Annotated in this window: 15 protein-coding genes; 9 read left to right on the top strand and 6 right to left on the bottom strand. The window is 46.0% G+C overall.

The window, feature by feature from the left end; all coding sequences use genetic code 11:
* Nucleotides 1-11 precede the first annotated feature (11 nt).
* On the top strand, nt 12-1583 hold the full coding sequence (locus CIK98_RS11765) for an AAA family ATPase (RefSeq protein ID WP_216358973.1): 1572 nt from the start codon (nt 12-14) through the stop codon (nt 1581-1583).
* Between the two features lie 67 nt (nt 1584-1650).
* Here the strand turns inward: CIK98_RS11765 and CIK98_RS18230 are convergent, their stop codons facing one another.
* The 5 genes from CIK98_RS18230 to CIK98_RS11745 all read right to left on the bottom strand — a co-directional run bounded on the left by CIK98_RS18230 (nt 1651) and on the right by CIK98_RS11745 (nt 5963).
* Nucleotides 1651-1827: a hypothetical protein gene (locus CIK98_RS18230; protein ID WP_172409924.1), complete on the bottom strand. Its 177-nt coding sequence runs from the start codon at nt 1825-1827 to the stop codon at nt 1651-1653.
* A gap of 722 nt (nt 1828-2549) precedes the next feature.
* Nucleotides 2550-3044: a DinB family protein gene (locus CIK98_RS11760; protein WP_141210523.1), complete on the bottom strand. Its 495-nt coding sequence runs from the start codon at nt 3042-3044 to the stop codon at nt 2550-2552.
* Between the two features lie 9 nt (nt 3045-3053).
* On the bottom strand, nt 3054-3164 hold the full coding sequence (locus CIK98_RS18535) for a VOC family protein (RefSeq protein ID WP_253249715.1): 111 nt from the start codon (nt 3162-3164) through the stop codon (nt 3054-3056).
* A gap of 25 nt (nt 3165-3189) precedes the next feature.
* Nucleotides 3190-3711: a GyrI-like domain-containing protein gene (locus CIK98_RS11750; protein WP_094384435.1), complete on the bottom strand. Its 522-nt coding sequence runs from the start codon at nt 3709-3711 to the stop codon at nt 3190-3192.
* Nucleotides 3712-3812: 101 nt separating this feature from the next.
* Nucleotides 3813-5963, bottom strand: coding sequence for an outer membrane beta-barrel protein (locus CIK98_RS11745; protein WP_172409923.1), 2151 nt, complete (start codon nt 5961-5963; stop codon nt 3813-3815).
* Between the two features lie 498 nt (nt 5964-6461).
* Here CIK98_RS11745 and CIK98_RS11740 point away from each other — a divergent pair, with 498 nt between their 5' ends.
* The 3 genes from CIK98_RS11740 to CIK98_RS11730 are packed head-to-tail and all read left to right on the top strand — an operon-like array spanning nt 6462 to nt 10341.
* A complete protein-coding gene (locus tag CIK98_RS11740; protein WP_094384517.1) occupies nt 6462-7469 on the top strand; it encodes an esterase-like activity of phytase family protein in 1008 nt (335 codons plus the stop codon).
* Between the two features lie 32 nt (nt 7470-7501).
* Nucleotides 7502-9697 carry a ribonuclease R gene (gene rnr, locus CIK98_RS11735; RefSeq protein ID WP_094384431.1) on the top strand — a complete coding sequence of 732 codons (2196 nt, stop codon included), beginning with the start codon at nt 7502-7504 and terminating at the stop codon, nt 9695-9697.
* Nucleotides 9694-10341, top strand: coding sequence for a hemolysin III family protein (locus tag CIK98_RS11730; protein ID WP_094384429.1), 648 nt, complete (start codon nt 9694-9696; stop codon nt 10339-10341). The genes rnr and CIK98_RS11730 overlap by 4 nt, the downstream gene beginning before the upstream one ends.
* Nucleotides 10342-10446: 105 nt before the next feature.
* On the opposite strand, the gene CIK98_RS11725 is transcribed toward CIK98_RS11730, so the two are convergent.
* Nucleotides 10447-11445, bottom strand: coding sequence for a malate dehydrogenase (locus CIK98_RS11725; RefSeq protein ID WP_094384427.1), 999 nt, complete (start codon nt 11443-11445; stop codon nt 10447-10449).
* A gap of 305 nt (nt 11446-11750) precedes the next feature.
* Between CIK98_RS11725 and CIK98_RS11720 the strand changes: the two genes are divergently transcribed.
* From CIK98_RS11720 to CIK98_RS11700, 5 genes are all read left to right on the top strand, one after another.
* A complete protein-coding gene (locus CIK98_RS11720) occupies nt 11751-13004 on the top strand; it encodes a peptidase U32 family protein (protein WP_094384426.1) in 1254 nt (417 codons plus the stop codon).
* On the top strand, nt 13001-13420 hold the full coding sequence (locus tag CIK98_RS11715; protein WP_094384424.1) for a SufE family protein: 420 nt from the start codon (nt 13001-13003) through the stop codon (nt 13418-13420). Before CIK98_RS11720 ends, CIK98_RS11715 begins: the two co-directional genes overlap by 4 nt.
* 76 nt (nt 13421-13496) lie before the next feature.
* On the top strand, nt 13497-14600 hold the full coding sequence (gene ychF / locus CIK98_RS11710; RefSeq protein WP_094384422.1) for a redox-regulated ATPase YchF: 1104 nt from the start codon (nt 13497-13499) through the stop codon (nt 14598-14600).
* Between the two features lie 45 nt (nt 14601-14645).
* Nucleotides 14646-15455 carry a prolipoprotein diacylglyceryl transferase gene (gene lgt, locus CIK98_RS11705; protein ID WP_094384420.1) on the top strand — a complete coding sequence of 270 codons (810 nt, stop codon included), beginning with the start codon at nt 14646-14648 and terminating at the stop codon, nt 15453-15455.
* 34 nt (nt 15456-15489) lie between these two features.
* Complete coding sequence (locus CIK98_RS11700; protein WP_094384418.1) at nt 15490-17820, top strand: alpha-xylosidase; 2331 nt, start codon at nt 15490-15492, stop codon at nt 17818-17820.

Raw genomic sequence — 17820 nt, 5'->3', positions numbered from 1 at the left:
AACCTATGGGTATGTACATCAATAAAGGCAATAATGATTTCCGTGACATCGTGACTCACGAGTATGTTGACAAGTCGTCATTGATACCACTCATCAATGCCATGCTCAACTCTGAGAACCGATATAGTTGCGTTACACGCTGCCGCCGCTTCGGCAAGTCGATGGCGGCAAAGATGCTGTGTGCCTACTACGACAGGTCGTGCGACTCACGGGAGCTGTTTCGGGGATTGGAAGCGGAAAGGGACGCATCGTTCGGAACTTATCTGAACAAGTACTATGTCATCAGCATAGACATGACCGATTTCACTACGAAATACAGGGGTGAGAAGAACATCGTGAAACTCATTCAACAGGAAATCATGGATGAGGTGTTGGAGATATTCTCTGAGATAAAGGTAAAAGATCGGGATGACCTGATGGACATCCTCTATCGCATCAGCGAGAGCACAGGCGAGCGTTTCTTTATGATAATAGACGAGTGGGATGCGATACTGCGTGAGATGGGAACAGACGAATTCATCACTACATCATACGTTGACCTGCTTCGCCGCCTCTTCAAGGGCTCAGGTTCAAACACCGTCTTTGCCGGAGCCTATCTCACCGGCATTCTGCCAATCAAGAAATACGACACTGAGTCGGGATTGAACAACTTCTGCGAGTACTCAATGATTGACCCAGCCTTCCTTGCCCCCTGCTTTGGATTTACAAAGGAAGAAGTGAAGATGTTATGCAAGAAACACGGAATGGACATGAACGAGATGGAGAGTTGGTATGACGGATACCGTATCGGAAAGGCATCACGTATGTTCAATCCATATTCTGTCATGAGGGCAATCAACGACGAGGAATTTGGAAGCTACTGGACAACCACGGGAGCCTACGATTCTGTTATTACCTACATTCAGATGAATTTCGATGGACTGAAGGATGATATCATACGTATGTTGTCGGGGGAGCATGTATATGTTGATACAACGGAGTTTCGTAATGACATGCGAATAATAAGGAGCAAGAACGATGTTCTCACCGTGCTGATACACCTTGGCTACTTGGCATACGATGGAGACGCACAGGAATGTTATCTCCCAAACAAGGAGGTGGCTGATGGATTCCTTAATGCGGTGGAGGATACCTCATGGGTACGGCTTGTCGAAGCACTCACTGCTTCCCGGAACCTTCTCACCGCCACCCTATCTGGCAATGAGCAAGCCGTGGCAAAAGGCATCGACCAGGCTCATGACGAGCACACCAGCATACTCTCCTATAATGACGAAAATTCCTTGGCATGTGTTCTTTCTGTGGCATATATATGGGCAAGGAACGAGTATGTCATTCACCGTGAATACGCCTCTGGCAAGGGTTATGCCGACCTCGTGATGATTCCCCGTCGCAACGTCAGCAAGCCAGCATTGGTAATAGAACTGAAGTTCAATCATTCCGCCGACACTGCCATCGACCAAATAAAACGCAAAGAATATCCCACGAAGATAGCCGAATACACAGGCGACTTACTCCTCGTGGGCATCAACTACGACAAGGAGACAAAGCAGCATACTTGTAAGATAGAAAGATACACGATATGAAAAAAAAACTCAAATTGAAGTCCCAAGCCTTGCATAACCTATTTTGTTTTTCTAAAAGGAAATATCTTCATCTTGATATTTTCTTGTTCTCATAAGCAAGCAGAAACACAAACAGAAATTCCACTACAAGCATTACTACCGCAAGAATGAACGGCGGAAATGCGAGTCCCACCAGCACTATTGTTTTACATTCTATGGGTTCCCCAACGATGGCCGTACCTACTGGCGCAAGCTGGTGTTTCATATTGCCGGACAGTCTCACTACACCACCGCCTACTCTTTATTTCGTTATGTTGTGGTGGTCAACCTTCAGAGTGAACAATGACAAGTAGAGTCAACGTGTATCATAAATAATAAATTAACTTGTCAACCTGTTTTATGAATAAGACGATAAGTAGTCAACATAAATAGTTAAACTACAGTCATGGTCGTACCATAGCTGGTGTCACGGTCGTACCATAGCTAGTATCACGGTCGTACCATAGCTAGTATCACGACCGTTCCACAGTTATGGAACACTCGTCTCAACAGTTATGGAACGACCGTCTCAACAGTTATGGAACGACCGTCTCAACAGCGTTCCTTGCGGATTCCAATCCGTAAAGGAAGCGCATCGTGATGTTCGTCTACAGGTTCTTAATCAACTCTTCATTTTCCATAGGTTATAGAGTATTTTCCTTGCAAAATTTCCCCCAAAAACAGCGAAAATGCAAAAAAAAGGTAGAAAAGACACAACCATTTTCATCAAAAAGCCCTATGGCTATGCGGTCTTAGCCCCTTTTTCAGAACCTCTGTCATCACGACGGAAAGTCAACATGTTGATAAACAGATATTTAATAAAGCAAGGTGACAGTGACAGACGTTTTGTAACTTTTTATTTTTTCCATTTCAAGCTTCGTTTGTCTGATTGCACCCTACCTTTCAGGACGAATACTACTTCCGAAAATCAATTAAATGACTTAAATTTCATATTAATTCGTGTATCTGCCCAAAGTGTAGATTCAGGTGATTGATATATCCGCGTATCATGGCGTCGAGCGTAACCCTACAACCCTCGTAGTCAATCCAGTAGTTGTTGAGTTTCTTCTCATCCACGGAGCGTATAAGATGGCAGATGTGCTCATTGTAATATTTCAACAGCATCACCAGCGTATGCCAATCCTCATGCTGATAGTCCTGTAAAGCTATCCAGAGGTCGTTGTCTTGAGTGTAGTCAGGGAAGACGAGCATGCCCATCTCTGTATTTGGCATCGAGTGTCCGCAACGAGGTGCATACTGCAGGCGCACCATACGCTGGTGGTTGTTGGATGCCGAGTCTATCAGATGTCCCACGAGCATCTTCACCGTACGGTTTTGGCTGTTCCTTTTCAGGCTCACTTGCTCTTCTGAGAGGGAGAGCAACATTGGAATCTCCCTATTCATAACCGTTTTAATATTGTCAATTACTTCTTGGTATTTCATATTTCTCTTTTATTTAATAAACGACGATATCTCTATCAAGTTGCCTTCCGGGTCAGCCACATAGTAGGTGTGTTGCCCCCATGGCTCTGTAGTAGGGGCAAAAACAGGCTTTGCGCCCATGTTTTCCGCACGCTCATACTCCTTGTCAACATCTGCAAATGTGGGAATTATCCAACACAGGTACCATCAGTCCACACTTATAATCGGGAGAATTGAAGTCACCCATCGTGTACCATTCCACATTCACTGCCATTACTGCCTTGTATTCAGGATGTTGCGGCAACCATTCATTATATACATAGGTGTAGTTGTTGTGGAAAGCTGCCATACCGCCCTCAAAATGGAATTTCAGCCATTTCTTGTAATCCACCTTGCGCACTTCCATTCCCTCGGGCACATTGCCACCCTTGTAGTTGCCACTGATGAAATAGTCGAAAGTGCCGGCTGCCATATCGCAGTCGCATAGTGCATATTCACCGATGTTGTTTTCAGCCACAGCTGCCTGCTTGTCGTCGAGCGGCTTGCCGGCCTGCATCATCGGGATACACAGTTGTTCGCTAAACTCTTTCCAGAAAGCAGGGCATTCCTCCACCCCTTTCTTCATCTCAATCTTCTTAACGATGCCTATCAGTTCAAGGCCTTTGTTCTCAATAATTTCAAATTTCATATTAATTATTATATTAAATTCGGATGCAAAAGTACTGCGTTCCTCGCAAATATCAAAAAAACTGGGACAGAAAGCCCATGAATGTGACGAATGACATCGGGTTACATTCTGGCTTTCTGACTCTTACCGGCTCCTGTGCCCTTATATTTGCTTCGAGCCTCATTGAACTTCCAGGTGAGGTCGAGCGAGAACATTCTGCGGGCACGGTTTTCTATGGTCAGTTCGCGAATGCCATATACGGTGGTACCGGTCTTGTTGGTGTTGAATATGTCATTGCAACGGATGTCGGCAGTAAGTGTTCCGAGAGCCTTGAGATTGAAGTCGCGCTGCACACCTATAGCCACATTGAACGCCTGGGTTGACATGCGGAAGTTGTCATAGTCGCCCTTGCTGATATATTGCATAAAAGCATTAATACGGAATCCCTTTGGCAATTCGATGTCGTTGTTCCACTGCACCTGCACAAACGGATGGTTCATCTTCTTCTCCGTGCCATCGACGGTTAATGTCTTGTAGTTCTGCATCACCAGGCCAGCCGACCACATCGGGTGCCACTTGCCAATAGTGGGCTTATACGACGGCATGATAACGAGTTGGTCATATCCATCTGAGCAGTTTTTGGGGTGTAAGATACTGAGCAGTGGATCATCGCTTCCAGGATAAGGTTCGGTGAGCAGAGTAACCACGTCCTTTGTGCGAGCATAGTCAATCATCATACTAAATGCCTTGTAAGCCGCATTCAACACCACATTGTGCGTATATGTCGGTTTCAGATAGGGATTACCCGTCTGATAGTTGTATTTATTGATATATAAGGTAGAGCTTGTGAGTTGGTCGTAAGCCGGTCGCTTGATGTCCTTGCGGTAGGAGAGGCTCAACTGCCATTTCCCAATAGGCATAGCCACTACAGCCGTAGGAAACCAATCGCCATAAGATCTGCTCACGTCCTGCTCCTTTATACCAAAGTTGTAGTAATCGTTGCAGATATTCTCATATCTCAATCCCACCTGTGCAAAGACACGTCCAAACTGTCTTCCATATTCCACGAAAGCCGATGTTGCCGTCTCCTTGATTTTGTTGTCAGTAGCCTTCATGGGCAATGTCTCCGTTGTCTCATACGAGTAGGCATCCTTACGGTTGTTGTGGCTATATTCGCCTCCCACCGAGAGATTTCCCTTGAGCACGGGATAGGTGAAGATGAGCTTTGTGGCCCAGAAGTTATTGCCGCTGAGAGTGAGATTATCTACAGAGCGCATCGTCTTGTTGCCTTGAGGGTCGATAGTAGTCTCGGTGGTGCCGTTGGGTTCGTTGACATCATCGAAGAGTCCGTCGATGTTGAAGTCGATACCGAGCTTCCCCACCTTACCATTATAATAAGCGTTGAAGATATGCTTCTTGGATGATGTGTGTTTGAAGATGTCGCTCTCCGAACGTTCTATGAATATGCCGTTCTCGTAGGTGTCGGTGTGCAACCATCCGTCATAGCTATCCTTCGGATGTCGGTCGTATTTGTAGAACGCACCTATCGAGTGATTATCGTCGAACATATAGTTCACTTGCAGCTGTGGCGACCATGCGCTCCACTTGTTCTTCATATTCTGATTGCTGTGGCCTACATAGAAGTCATTACCGGCATAATAAGTAAGGTCATTTTTCTGATATGACTTATAACTGTTGTAAGAGCCACACCAGAACGAACCCGTGACGTCGAGCCCACCCACACGATAGTTGAGGTCGAGATTGTTACTGATGGCCGGACCATACTGATATTGAGTGCCAAGATTCTCCCTGAAACTGAATCCCTCGCCCTGAGCCTTCTTCAACTGAATCCTCACCACAGCCTTCACGCTCGCAGCATAGCGGGCACCGGGATTCTGCACCACATCCACACTCTTGATCTGCTCCGAAGAGATGCGGGTGAGTTCCTTCATGTCCTGCACCTTCCTGCCATTGATATACACCTCGGCACCTCCACGTCCGAACACCTCCACGCCACCGTCCTTGTCGGCTTTGAGTTGTGGTATGCGGTTGAGCACATCGGTTGCCTTACCGGCCTTCACAAGGATAGTACCATTGACAATAGTGCGCATGGCGTCGCCCTTCGCCCTCGACTTAGGCAAACTGCTTTTCACTGTCACCTCATTCAGAGTGAAAGTGGTGTCGTTGAAGTTGGTCAACTTCTTTTCTGTCTGTGCATCAGCTGCCTGTGTGGTCATCATCATTGCGACAGCCAAAATCATAATTGCTTTCATATTCTTTTCTATTATAATTATATTCTTTTTAATTTTTCCATAAATGCGATATTCATTATGTTTTTGTTCTTTTGACGTTAGAAACATACGATTAGCTGCAAACTGTCGACAAAAATGTGACGAAAAGACCGAAATTGTGACGAAAAGCCCCAAAATGTGACGAAATGATGTTTTTTTGACGATAAAAGTCCAAAATGCCGTTGGACAGGTGTGGACAGGAAATGGACTGGAATACTCAAGCGAGATTCCTCCACGCGAGACTTTCGCTTCACTACCCGCCGACGTACTGCCGCCTGAGAATATCCTTTCATGTGTCTTTATGATAATACAAAATAAAAGACTCTTGTCCGTATGGCAGGGATCTTTATTAATATATAAGGAATTAACAATAAACGTTAAATAAGTGAAGATTTTGCATTTCTTATATTTACAAATAAAGTCATTGTCAAAAACATTAGCTATCTTTGCAAAAAATAAAAGTATATGACAATGAATTATATGAAATTGGTTTTTACATGCTTTGTGGGGCTGGCTTCACTTTCTTTGCAGGCTCAGGAAATAAAGAAAGAACTTAGGGCGGAAGAAAACACTCAAGTGGCTTTCCCGCAAACAGTGGCTGCCGGAAACTATAGCGGAATAACATGGCTCGGGGGAAACGAATATGCCGTCGTGTGCGATAAGTCGAGGTCTGATGGTTTCTTCGTTTTCCACATTAATACCGATCCTGATACGGGACAGATATCACATGCTTATTGTGACGAGTTTCGAAGTGCTGATAGGGCCAATCGCGACCAAGAAGGTATTTGCTATGTGCCTAAAGACTCGGCTATATGGATTAGCGGTGAGGGCGACAACCGAATAAGGGAATACAACCTCAAAACCGGAGAACGTACAGGACGGGAACTGGATATTCCAGATAGTCTCAAACAGTCGTATCCGAACATGGGATTTGAGGCGTTGACATATAATGCAAAGACTGGACGCTTCTGGACCGTGAGCGAGAGTGTGCTGCCAATAGATGGAAAACCATGTACACCAAAATACAAGACAAAGAACCGCTTACGCCTGCTATGTTTCGACGAGAGCCTAAAACTGGTGGCGCAATATCCTTATGAGATGGATATGCCAGAACTAAAATCAAATTCTGCCGAAAACTATTGTATTGGAGTAAGTGACCTCTGTGCCTTGGATGACGGCCGCCTGATAGTGCTGGAACGCGAACTCTATGCACCGCGACTGATATTAGGCTCGTTTGTGGTGTGTAAACTCTATGTGGTCGATCCTGAGGAAACAGGTTATGCCACATCGCTCCACAAGAAACTCCTTCTTAGATTTAAGACCCCCAGCAGCGGCTTGAAAAAAGATTTCGCTAACTATGAGGGAATGTGTCTCGGACCGAAACTTAACGACGGAAGACAGGTGATAGTAATGATGGCTGACTCGCAAAACCAGATGCAGGGTGTTTTGAAGGATTGGTTGAAGACTGTGGTGGTGAATGAACAGTGAGGAATATAGTAAAACTTGCAAATAATATAACTATGGGAAAGAAAAAAGGTGGAAAAAGAATGAAGAAAAAAGACTTGGAGAACGCTTTGACCAAGTTGTTCAGAGATAATCCCGAGTCGACTTTCAGTTATAAATATATATTCAAGACTCTCGGTCTTGACACACATCCGCTTAAGATGATGGCCATCGACATAATGGAGGAGATGGCATGGGATGACTTCCTTACCAAAGTGAGTGAGTTCTCCTATTGCCTCAATACCAAAACACAGGTGCAAGAGGGAGTCTTCAGGCGTAAGTCAAACGGAAAAAACAGTTTTATACCTGACGACGGAAGCCAACCTGTATTCGTGGCAGAACGTAACTCAATGTCGGCGCTTGACGGAGATAAGGTGAAGGTGACCTTTATGGCAAGGAGGCAGAAACATATGAAGGAAGCCATGGTTATAGCTATTCTTAAGAGAGCGAAAGACCAGTTTGTGGGTAAGCTGAAGGTGGACAAGGACTTGGCTTTTCTTATTACACAAGACGGATTGCTGCCCTATGACATAATCATACCAAAGGGAAAGACTAAGGGTGGTAAAACAGGCGACAAGGCTGTTGTGAAGATAAAGTCGTGGCCCGACGCCGAACATAAGAACCCTATTGCCGAAGTGGTGGACATACTGGGACCTCAGGGCGACAACAACGCGGAAATGCACTCCATTCTCGCTCAATATGGACTGCCATACAAATATCCGAAGAATGTGGAAGCTGCAGCTGAAAAAATCTCAGAGAAGATAACCGAACAGGACATTGCCGAGAGGGAAGACTTCAGAGATGTGTTTACCTGCACCATCGACCCTTACGACGCAAAAGACTTCGACGATGCCCTGTCTATCAGACTGTTAGACAATGGTCTATGGGAAGTGGGCGTGCATATTGCCGACGTGTCGCACTATGTTAAAGAGGGTTCGGTGATTGACAAAGAGGCGGTAAAGAGGGCTACGAGCGTATATCTCGTAGACAGAACCATACCGATGCTTCCGGAAAGGCTTTGCAACTTCATCTGCTCGCTTAGGCCAGACGAGGAAAAACTGGCATACAGCGTGATATTCGAAATGGACAACAATGCAGACATAAAGCGGTGGCACTTGGCACATACAGTGATAAAGAGTAACCGACGCTATGCTTACGAAGAGGTGCAGCAGATACTTGAAGACAATGGAGTGGTGGACGGACAGGGAATGCCTGCTCCTCCAGCTCCAAAGGGTGGGTACAAAGGAGATAATGCCGCAATGCTTGTTCAACTTGACAAACTTGCCAAACTGCTCAGGACTAAGAGGTTTAAGAACGGGGCCGTGAAATTTGACCGGGAGGAACTGCACTTCGACGTTGACGAGAAAGGAAAACCAATACGCTGTTTCTTCAAGAAGTCGAAAGACGCTAACAAGCTTATAGAGGAGTTTATGTTGCTGGCTAACCGTACCGTGGCGGAAAGCGTAGGAAAGGTGAAGAAGGGGACAAAGGCAAAGACACTGCCTTATAGAATACACGACCAACCTGACCCTACAAAACTGGAGACTCTAAGGCAGTTTGTAGTGAAGTTTGGATACAAACTGAAAACATCGGGCACCAAGGGTGCAATATCGAAGAGCCTTAATTCGCTGATGGACGAATGTGCGGGAAAGAAAGAGCAGAAACTCATAGAGACTGTGGCCCTGAGAGCTATGATGAAAGCGAAATACAGCATACATAATATCGGACACTATGGACTCGCTTTTGACTACTACACTCACTTCACGTCGCCCATCAGACGATATCCTGACACCATTGTCCACCGACTGCTCACGAAATACCAGAATGGCGGACGGTCAGTGAACAAAGACCACTGCGAAGAGCTTTGCGAACACTGTAGCGATATGGAGCAGGTGGCTCAGAATGCTGAGCGAGACTCTATTAAATATAAAATGGTGGAGTTTATGGCCGACAAGGTTGGCGAAGTGTATGATGCCCATATAAGCGGTATACAGAGCTATGGCATATATTGTGAGATTGACGACAATCACTGCGAGGGTCTTGTATCGATGCGCGACCTCGACGACGACTATTATGAGTTTGACGAAAAAAACTATTGTCTCGTGGGACGCCGCCGTCACAATGTCTACCAGTTGGGTGATCCTGTTCGCATAAAAGTGGCTGGCGCAAACGTTGAGCGCAAGCTGTTGGACTTTACACTTGAAAAGAAATGATACGTTATACACAACGGGAGGAACAGTGGAACTCATGGTCGCACGCAGCTGGAATTGTGATGGGTGTGGTCGTGGGTTCCATTTTCCTTTATCTGTGTTTTAAGGGTGACAATCCTTGGGCTCGTACAGGAGTTATTCTATACCTCTTCGGCATGCTCGCCTCGTATGTCGCCTCTACGGCATATCATGCCACACGGATGAGGAGCAAATGGAAGGAGAGATTGAGAAAATGGGATCATGCAGCCATCTATTGGCATATTGCCGGCTCTTACTCACCGCTCACGCTTGTGGCTTTGAGACAAGAGGGCTATTGGGGTTGGAGCCTGTTCGCCTTTGTATGGCTTTGCGCCATTGCGGGCACTGTTGTGAGTTTTAGAAAACTAAAGGAACACAGTAACCTGGAGACGTTTTGTTTTGTGGGGATGGGATTATCTGTGCTCGTGGCTTTCAAACCACTTATTAATAGCGTGAGTACTGCGGCTGTGTCGTGGATTATTGCCGAAGGCGTGATGTATATCACGGGAGCCGTGTTTTATAGTCTCAACCGCCGCCGCTTCATGCACTCAGTGTTTCACTTCTTCGTGCTTGCAGGCAGCATCTGTCATATAGTTGCGGTGTGGGACGTGCTTATGGAGTACATATAAAAAAGAAAGAGGCAAATCTCACGATCTACCTCTTCCTACATGAAAAAAAAATTAATGTGTTATGACAAAATTTACAATTCGTCTTTGACCAATGCAATGTGAAAATTAGAGATTTGGATTAATCTCATTCCACTTTTCTACTGGAGGTACAATGTTCAATGTAACAAGCTCGTCACGCATCTTGCAGAGGTGAGCATAGCTTGCATCGAGCAAGGCCATCTCCTCAGCAGTGCCTTCCGGCATCTTGTAGCTGCAACCGTTGGTGTCGAGAGTGGTGTCCATTGCCATCATGATGTTTTGGTACTTCTCGTTCTTTACGTATGTTCCAGCAGGCCATGCGAAAGGCTCACCGCCCATGACGGCACGAATCATCTCAACAGAGCAGTATGCTGGACTCTGCCATGAACTGCGTCCGCGGAGCTGGATAATCTTGGCGCCACCCTGTACTACATCGTTGCGCAGTTTCTCCCACTCTTCCTGTGGCAGTGCGTCTGTACCTATTATTTCGCTCAGCGGCTTGCCCTGAATCTTCACCTTGCTACCGAATACAGCCATCTGCTCGCCGTGACCGCCAAATGTGCGGCAACCGGTAACCTCGTCGCTTTTTACGCCAAACTTCTTGCAGAGCTCGCTGCGCAGGCGTGTAGAGTCAAGAGCCGCCAATGTAGTTACCTGAGATGGTTTCAGACCAGAGTAAAGAAGAGTAACAAGGCCTGTGAGGTCTGCAGGGTTGAAGATTACAACCACGTGCTTTACGTCAGGGCAGTATTTCTTGATATTCTGGCCCAGTTCCTCAGCTATCTTGCAGTTGCCGGCAAGGAGGTCTTCGCGTGTCATTCCTGCTTTGCGTGGAGCACCACCCGAAGAGATGATGTATTTTGCATCCTTGAAAGCTTCGGCAACGTCGGTCGTGGCGGTGAGATTCACACTGTCATATCCACAGTGGAACATCTCTTCCATCACACCCTCCATACCTGGAGCATATACGTCGTAAAGACACACATTGGGAGTCAGCTTCATTGTAAGAGCTGTCTGAACCATTGTTGAACCGATGGCGCCGCCGGCACCAACAATCACTAATTTGTCGTTAGTTAAAAATGCCATTTTATTTATTAATTTAAAAAGTTTATGCCTTCTTATTCGTGTTTCGGGTGGTGTCATTGTCACATTCCCGCACTTTCAACTGCAAAGGTAATAAAAAATACTTGACTATGGATATTTTTTATCTTTTTTTAATTCTTATTTCTCAGTTTTTTAGATTACTGCAATGTAGACTTTACATAACTTACCCAGTACGCAATAAATAATGTATTAAATAACCTTATTCCCTTGGCTATTACGAAAAAAAAAGCTAACTTTGCACCCTCGAAACAACTATCTTGTTGTCGCATAAAGAAAAATCGGTTTTAATGGATAATATCAGAAACGAATATGAAATAATGGCTCCTGTGGGGTCAAGGGAATGTCTGCAAGCTGCTATACAGGCTGGTGCCGACTCGATATACTTTGGAATTGAGCGGCTGAACATGAGGGCTCATTCGGCTTCCACGTTTACCATCGACGATCTGCGCGACATTGCATCCCAATGTCAAGAGCACGGAATGAAATCATATCTTACCGTCAATACCATCATCTATGGGGAGGATATTCCTCTGATGAGAGAGATAGTGGATGAGGCATACAAGGCAGGCATAACCGCAGTAATCGCAAGCGATGTGGCTGTAATGACATATTGCCGGCAGGTTGGGCAGGAGGTGCATTTGTCTACTCAGCTGAACATTAGCAATATTGAGGCCTTGAAGTTCTACGCTCAGTTTGCTGACGTAGTAGTGCTGGCGCGTGAACTGAATATAGAACAGGTGGCTGAGATATTCCGGCTTGCAGAGGAACAGAATATTTGCGGACCAAGCGGCAAGCGCATTAGGATAGAGATGTTTTGTCATGGGGCTCTCTGCATGGCAATAAGCGGAAAATGCTACTTGAGCCTCGCTAATGCCGGAAGGTCGGCCAACAGGGGGGAATGTGTGCAGATTTGCAGAAGGTCGTATCTCGTGACTGACCGTGAGACAGGCAACGAACTCGAGATAGACAACAAGTATGTGATGAGTCCTAAAGACCTGAAGACCATACGATTTATCGACCGTCTGATGAATGCCGGGGTGAGAGTGTTCAAAATTGAAGGAAGAGCTCGTGGGCCGGAATATGTCTATACAGTGGTGAAATGCTACAAAGATGCTATACAAAGCGTGATTGATGGCACATTCACAGAGGAGAAGAAAGATGTGTGGGACGAAAGGCTGGCAACGGTGTTCAACCGGGGATTCTGGGACGGATACTATCAAGGACAGATGATCGGGGAATGGAACAAACACTATGGGTCGTGTGCCACGGAAAGGAAGGTGTATATCGGACGAGGTGTGAAGTATTTCAGTAAACTAGGAGTGGCTGAATTCACTGTTGACGCTGCCGATTTCAAACTTGGCGACAAACTGCTTATTACGGGTCCAACCACTGGAGTGATATATTTAGATGCTACTGAAATACGCCTTGAACTTGAGCCAGTGGACAAGGCTCCGAAAGGCACTCATGTGTCTATACCAGTTCCTGGAAAGATACGCCCCAGCGACAAATTGTTTAAATTGGAAAAACAAGAAGAACTATGACAATAAATGAAATTCAAGATGAAATAATCGAAGAGTTCTCTGGATTCGACGATTGGATGGACAAATACCAGTTGCTTATAGACTTGGGCAACGAACAGGCACCGCTCGACGAAAAGTACAAGACTGAGAGTAACCTTATAGACGGATGTCAAAGCCGTGTGTGGCTTCAGTGTGACTATGAAGATGGAAAACTCGTGTTTACTGCCGAGAGCGACGCTCTGATAGTGAAAGGCATCGTGGCCCTGCTCATAAGGGTTCTTAGCGGTCATACTCCAAAGGAAATAGTAGATGCAGACCTGTACTTTATTGACCAAATTGGACTGAAAGACCATTTGAGCCCCACAAGAAGCAACGGACTGCTCGCAATGATGAAGCAAATGAAAATGTATGCTGTAGGATACAGCTTGAAAAATTAAAAAATTAAAGGATTAAAGGATTAAGGTGGACATACGACTTGTCAACTCGTTCACTTGTCAACTAAATAATAAATTTATGTCATTAAAATGTGGTATTGTAGGACTGCCTAACGTAGGCAAGTCAACACTGTTCAACTGTCTGTCAAGCGCAAAGGCACAGGCAGCAAACTTCCCCTTTTGTACTATTGAGCCTAACGTAGGAGTAATCACTGTGCCAGACGAGAGGCTTACAAAGCTTGCCGAACTGGTGCACCCAGGAAGAATAGTGCCGGCAACATGTGAAATAGTAGACATTGCAGGACTTGTGAAGGGAGCAAGCAAGGGAGAGGGTCTCGGAAACAAATTCTTGGGAAACATAAGGGAGACCGACGCAATCATCCACGTACTCAGATGCTTCGAGGATGATAATATTACCCATGTAGACGGGACAATAGACCCAGTGCGCGACAAAGAAATTATTGACACCGAACTACAACTTAAAGACCTTGAGACCATTGAGTCGAGGCTGCAGAAACAACAGAAAGTTGCGGCCATCGGCAACAACAAGGACGCAAAGATTGAAGTGGCGGTGTTACAGGCTTTTAAAGAAGTCCTGGAACAGGGGAAAAACGCTCGAACTGTAGCGTTTGACTCAAAAGAAGAACAAGATGCTGCGCGCAACCTCTTCTTGCTCACCGCAAAACCAGTGCTCTATGTGTGCAACGTGGACGAGGCTTCTGCTAAGAGTGGAAATGAGTTCACAAAAAAAATAGAGCAACTCGCAAAAGAGGAAGGAGCCGAGGCTATGGTTATAGCTGCAAAGACAGAAGAAGACATAGCGGAACTCGAGTCATACGAAGACAAGCAGATGTTTCTAGAAGAACTCGGACTGGAGGAAAGTGGCGTAAACCGTCTCATCAAGAAGGCTTACTCACTGCTCAACCTTGAGACATTCATCACTGCCGGAGAAATGGAAGTGAAGGCTTGGACCTATCACAAGGGATGGAAGGCTCCTCAGTGTGCAGGAGTGATACACACAGACTTCGAAAAGGGTTTCATACGTGCTGAAGTGATAAAATACGATGACTACATCCAGTTCGGATCGGAAGCTGCAGTGCGAGAGGCTGGAAAACTTGGCATTGAGGGTAAGGAATATGTAGTGCAGGACGGAGACATCATGCATTTCAGGTTTAATGTTTAGTATTTGTCAACTTGTCAACTTGTCAACTTGTCAACTTTTGAAAATATGGAACTATACATTAATTGGAATCCCAGTGTTACCACCATTTTCGGACTCAGGTGGTATGGATTGTGCTGGTTGCTCGGACTGCTCGGGGCCTACCTCATAGTGAAGAAGCTATATAAGCATCAGGGTTTAAAGGACTCACTCTTTGAGCCCCTGTTCTACTACTGCTTCTTCGGAGTGCTTGTAGGAGCACGACTCGGCCACTGCATCTTCTACCAACCCGACTATTATCTTACCTCATTCCCGCATTTAGTGGAAATGATTCTTCCTATACATTTCATGCCTGAAGGAGGATGGAAATACACCGGATATGAGGGACTGGCAAGCCATGGAGGAACACTCGGACTGATGATAGCCCTGTGGCTGTATGTGAAGAAGACCAAGCTGAGCCTATGGACAGTGCTTGACAACATTGCAATAGCGACTCCTATTGCAGCCTTCTTCATACGCATTGGAAACCTGATGAACTCAGAGATAATAGGAAAGGTGACCGATGTGCCTTGGGCTTTTGTGTTTGAGCGTGTGGACATGCTGCCTCGACATCCAGGGCAACTATATGAGGCCATTGCCTATCTCATACTTCTTTTCATTGGTTTTGCCATATACAAGAAGCACCCTGGGCGTGTGGGCACTGGATTCTATTTCGGACTTTGTCTTACATATATTTTCACCGCCCGATTCTTCATCGAGTATACAAAGGAGATACAGGAAGCCTTTGAAGCCTCTCTCCCGCTCGACATGGGACAATTGCTGAGCATACCATTTGTGATACTGGGAGTGACTTGCATGCTAAGATATAAAAAGAGATAAATGACTTGAATAAAACGAAACAATATTATTAACAATGACCAAAACATCTATCATCGCAGCATTGCTGTTCGGGACTATGCTTAACACGCAGGCCCAAATCAAAACTAATGAGGGAATAAGCTACCTCATGAATCAACCAAAGGATGTGTCGGCTGACTTCAGCGATATTGCCAATACCTACTTTTTTGCCGATAGCCTTGCGGCCTTCGACGCTGAAAAGGGCGTTGGAAAGGTGAAGTGGGAACGATATCGTATCGCACCAAGACAGGCCTTTAATACTAATGGGTTCTGGCCACAGAAGCAACACATGCTTGACTTTCCTGAAACAGCTTACGATAATGCGCCGGAGCTGAAGTTCCAACTGAGGTTTGTCAGCCCGCGTACTGTGCGCATCACCATGCTCACCACACCTATAGAACCAAAAGACAACGATGCCGATGACCTGATGTTTTGTTCCGTGCCGAAAGACAATGACAAGTCGTGGAAAATGACCGACAAGGGAAAGGCCTTTGCATGGTCGTCGCCTTACGGAACCATAGAGGTGCAGAAATACCCTTGGCGCATCGTTTTGAAAGACAACAAGGGACGAGTTCTCACTGAGTCAAGAACACTTGCTGACAACGATTCCACACAAGTAAAAATCCTTCCGTTTAACTTCATAAAAAGAGGGTCCGACAACTCAAGAAGTATTAACCCGGTATTCTCACTTGCACCGCAGGAGAGAATCTATGGCTGCGGCGAGTCGTTCACATCACTTAATAAAGTAGGACAGAAAGTGCAACTCTTCGTGACCGACCCGCAAGGTCCTGAGACTCCAGGAATGTACAAGCCTGTGCCATTCTATTTCAGCAATCGCGGATATGGAGTATTTATGCACACTTCCGCACCTGTCACAGCCGACTTCGGCAAAAGCTACATCGGCACTCAAAGCTTGTATATGGCAGACGAGAAGATGGATTTCTTCGTGTTCTTCGGACAACCAAAGGACATTCTCGACGAGTATACTGACATTTCGGGAAAGAGTCCTATGTTGCCGCTATGGACATTTGGTACATGGATGAGCCGCATCACATATTTCTCACAGAAGGAAGGACTCGACATTGCCGCCAACCTGAGAAAATATAAGATTCCCGCCGATGTGATACACTTCGACACCGGATGGTTTGGAGTTGACTGGCAGTGTGACTACCAATTTGCAGCTGACCGCTTTGAGAATCCTGTAGAAATGATGAAGAAGATGCGTAGCGACGGATTTCATGTGTGTCTCTGGCAATTACCGTATTTCACTCCCAAAAACAAATTTTTCGATGAACTGCTCGATGGTGGCATGGCAGTGAAAAATGCATGTGGATCGTCTCCATACGAAGATGCAGTGCTTGATCTTAGCAATCCTAAAACTGTCAGTTGGTATCAGCAAAAGATTGCAGGACTCGTAAGGCAGGGCGTAGGAGCCATAAAGTGTGACTTCGGCGAGGCTGCACCGCTCGACGGATTCTATCATAGCGGAAAGGGTGGACTCTATGAGCACAATCTGTATCCGTTGAGATACAACAAGGCTCTGTGGGAGGCTGTAAAAGAAAACTCAGCCGACAGCGAGGGAGTGATATGGGCACGAAGTGCCTGGGCAGGGTCGCAACGATATCCATTGCACTGGGGAGGCGATGCTGCCACGACCAACACTGGCTTCATTGGTGACCTGCGTGGTGGACTCTCATTCGGACTCAGCGGTTTCTCCTTCTGGAGTCATGACATAGGTGGATTTGTGACAGAAACACCCGAAGATCTCTACCGGCGCTGGCTGCCATTTGGATTTCTGTCAAGCCATAGCCGTGCACATGGTGCTCCCCCCACCGAACCTTGGCTTATTAGCAAGGGACTTACCGATGCATTCCGTGAGAGTGCAGAAATGAAATACAAACTCATGCCTTATGTTTATGCACAGGCTAAAGACTGCTCTGAGCGAGGACTGCCAATGGTAAGAGCACTGCTCGTGGAGTTTCCCGATGACCCTGGAGCATGGCTCGTGGAGGATGAGTACATGTTTGGTTCACAAATGCTCGTTGCCCCACTTCTCGAAACTGGCAAGTCGCGTATGTGTTATCTGCCTGCTGGAAAGTGGATTGACTATCAAAGCGGAAAGGTGTACGAGGGCGGTTATAGGGAAATAAGCGTAGGAAAGATTCCTTGTGTCATTCTCGTTCGGGATGGAAGCATCATTCCTCACGCTCCTCTCGCACAGCGAACAGACCAGATACGTTGGGACAAAATAGAAATGAAACATTACCGCTCGGCTGACAACATAAAGTGTAGCGGAATCGTTTATCGCCCTGGCGATGCAAATATTGAAAAGATCTCAGATCGTTAA

This window comes from Prevotella sp. P2-180 (genome assembly GCF_002251435.1).
In the GTDB taxonomy this organism is placed as follows: Bacteria; Bacteroidota; Bacteroidia; order Bacteroidales; family Bacteroidaceae; genus Prevotella.
The sequence above is the reverse complement of the archived record's forward strand: the minus strand, read 5'-3'. Positions and strand labels throughout refer to the sequence as shown.

Excerpts from the sequence above, each read along its gene's own strand:
- CIK98_RS11750 (WP_094384435.1), bottom strand. The coding sequence starts at position 3,711 with ATGAAATTTGAAATTATTGAGAACAAAGGCCTTGAACTGATAGGCATC.
- CIK98_RS18230 (WP_172409924.1), bottom strand. The coding sequence starts at position 1,827 with ATGAAACACCAGCTTGCGCCAGTAGGTACGGCCATCGTTGGGGAACCC.
- CIK98_RS11715 (WP_094384424.1), top strand. The coding sequence starts at position 13,001 with ATGACAATAAATGAAATTCAAGATGAAATAATCGAAGAGTTCTCTGGA.
- lgt (WP_094384420.1), top strand. The coding sequence starts at position 14,646 with ATGGAACTATACATTAATTGGAATCCCAGTGTTACCACCATTTTCGGA.
- CIK98_RS11760 (WP_141210523.1), bottom strand. The coding sequence starts at position 3,044 with ATGAAATACCAAGAAGTAATTGACAATATTAAAACGGTTATGAATAGG.
- CIK98_RS11730 (WP_094384429.1), top strand. The coding sequence starts at position 9,694 with ATGATACGTTATACACAACGGGAGGAACAGTGGAACTCATGGTCGCAC.
- CIK98_RS11765 (WP_216358973.1), top strand. The coding sequence starts at position 12 with ATGTACATCAATAAAGGCAATAATGATTTCCGTGACATCGTGACTCAC.
- CIK98_RS11740 (WP_094384517.1), top strand. The coding sequence starts at position 6,462 with ATGAAATTGGTTTTTACATGCTTTGTGGGGCTGGCTTCACTTTCTTTG.
- rnr (WP_094384431.1), top strand. The coding sequence starts at position 7,502 with ATGGGAAAGAAAAAAGGTGGAAAAAGAATGAAGAAAAAAGACTTGGAG.
- CIK98_RS11720 (WP_094384426.1), top strand. The coding sequence starts at position 11,751 with ATGGATAATATCAGAAACGAATATGAAATAATGGCTCCTGTGGGGTCA.
- CIK98_RS18535 (WP_253249715.1), bottom strand. The coding sequence starts at position 3,164 with ATGGGCGCAAAGCCTGTTTTTGCCCCTACTACAGAGCCATGGGGGCAA.
- CIK98_RS11700 (WP_094384418.1), top strand. The coding sequence starts at position 15,490 with ATGACCAAAACATCTATCATCGCAGCATTGCTGTTCGGGACTATGCTT.
- CIK98_RS11745 (WP_172409923.1), bottom strand. The coding sequence starts at position 5,963 with ATGAAAGCAATTATGATTTTGGCTGTCGCAATGATGATGACCACACAG.
- ychF (WP_094384422.1), top strand. The coding sequence starts at position 13,497 with ATGTCATTAAAATGTGGTATTGTAGGACTGCCTAACGTAGGCAAGTCA.
- CIK98_RS11725 (WP_094384427.1), bottom strand. The coding sequence starts at position 11,445 with ATGGCATTTTTAACTAACGACAAATTAGTGATTGTTGGTGCCGGCGGC.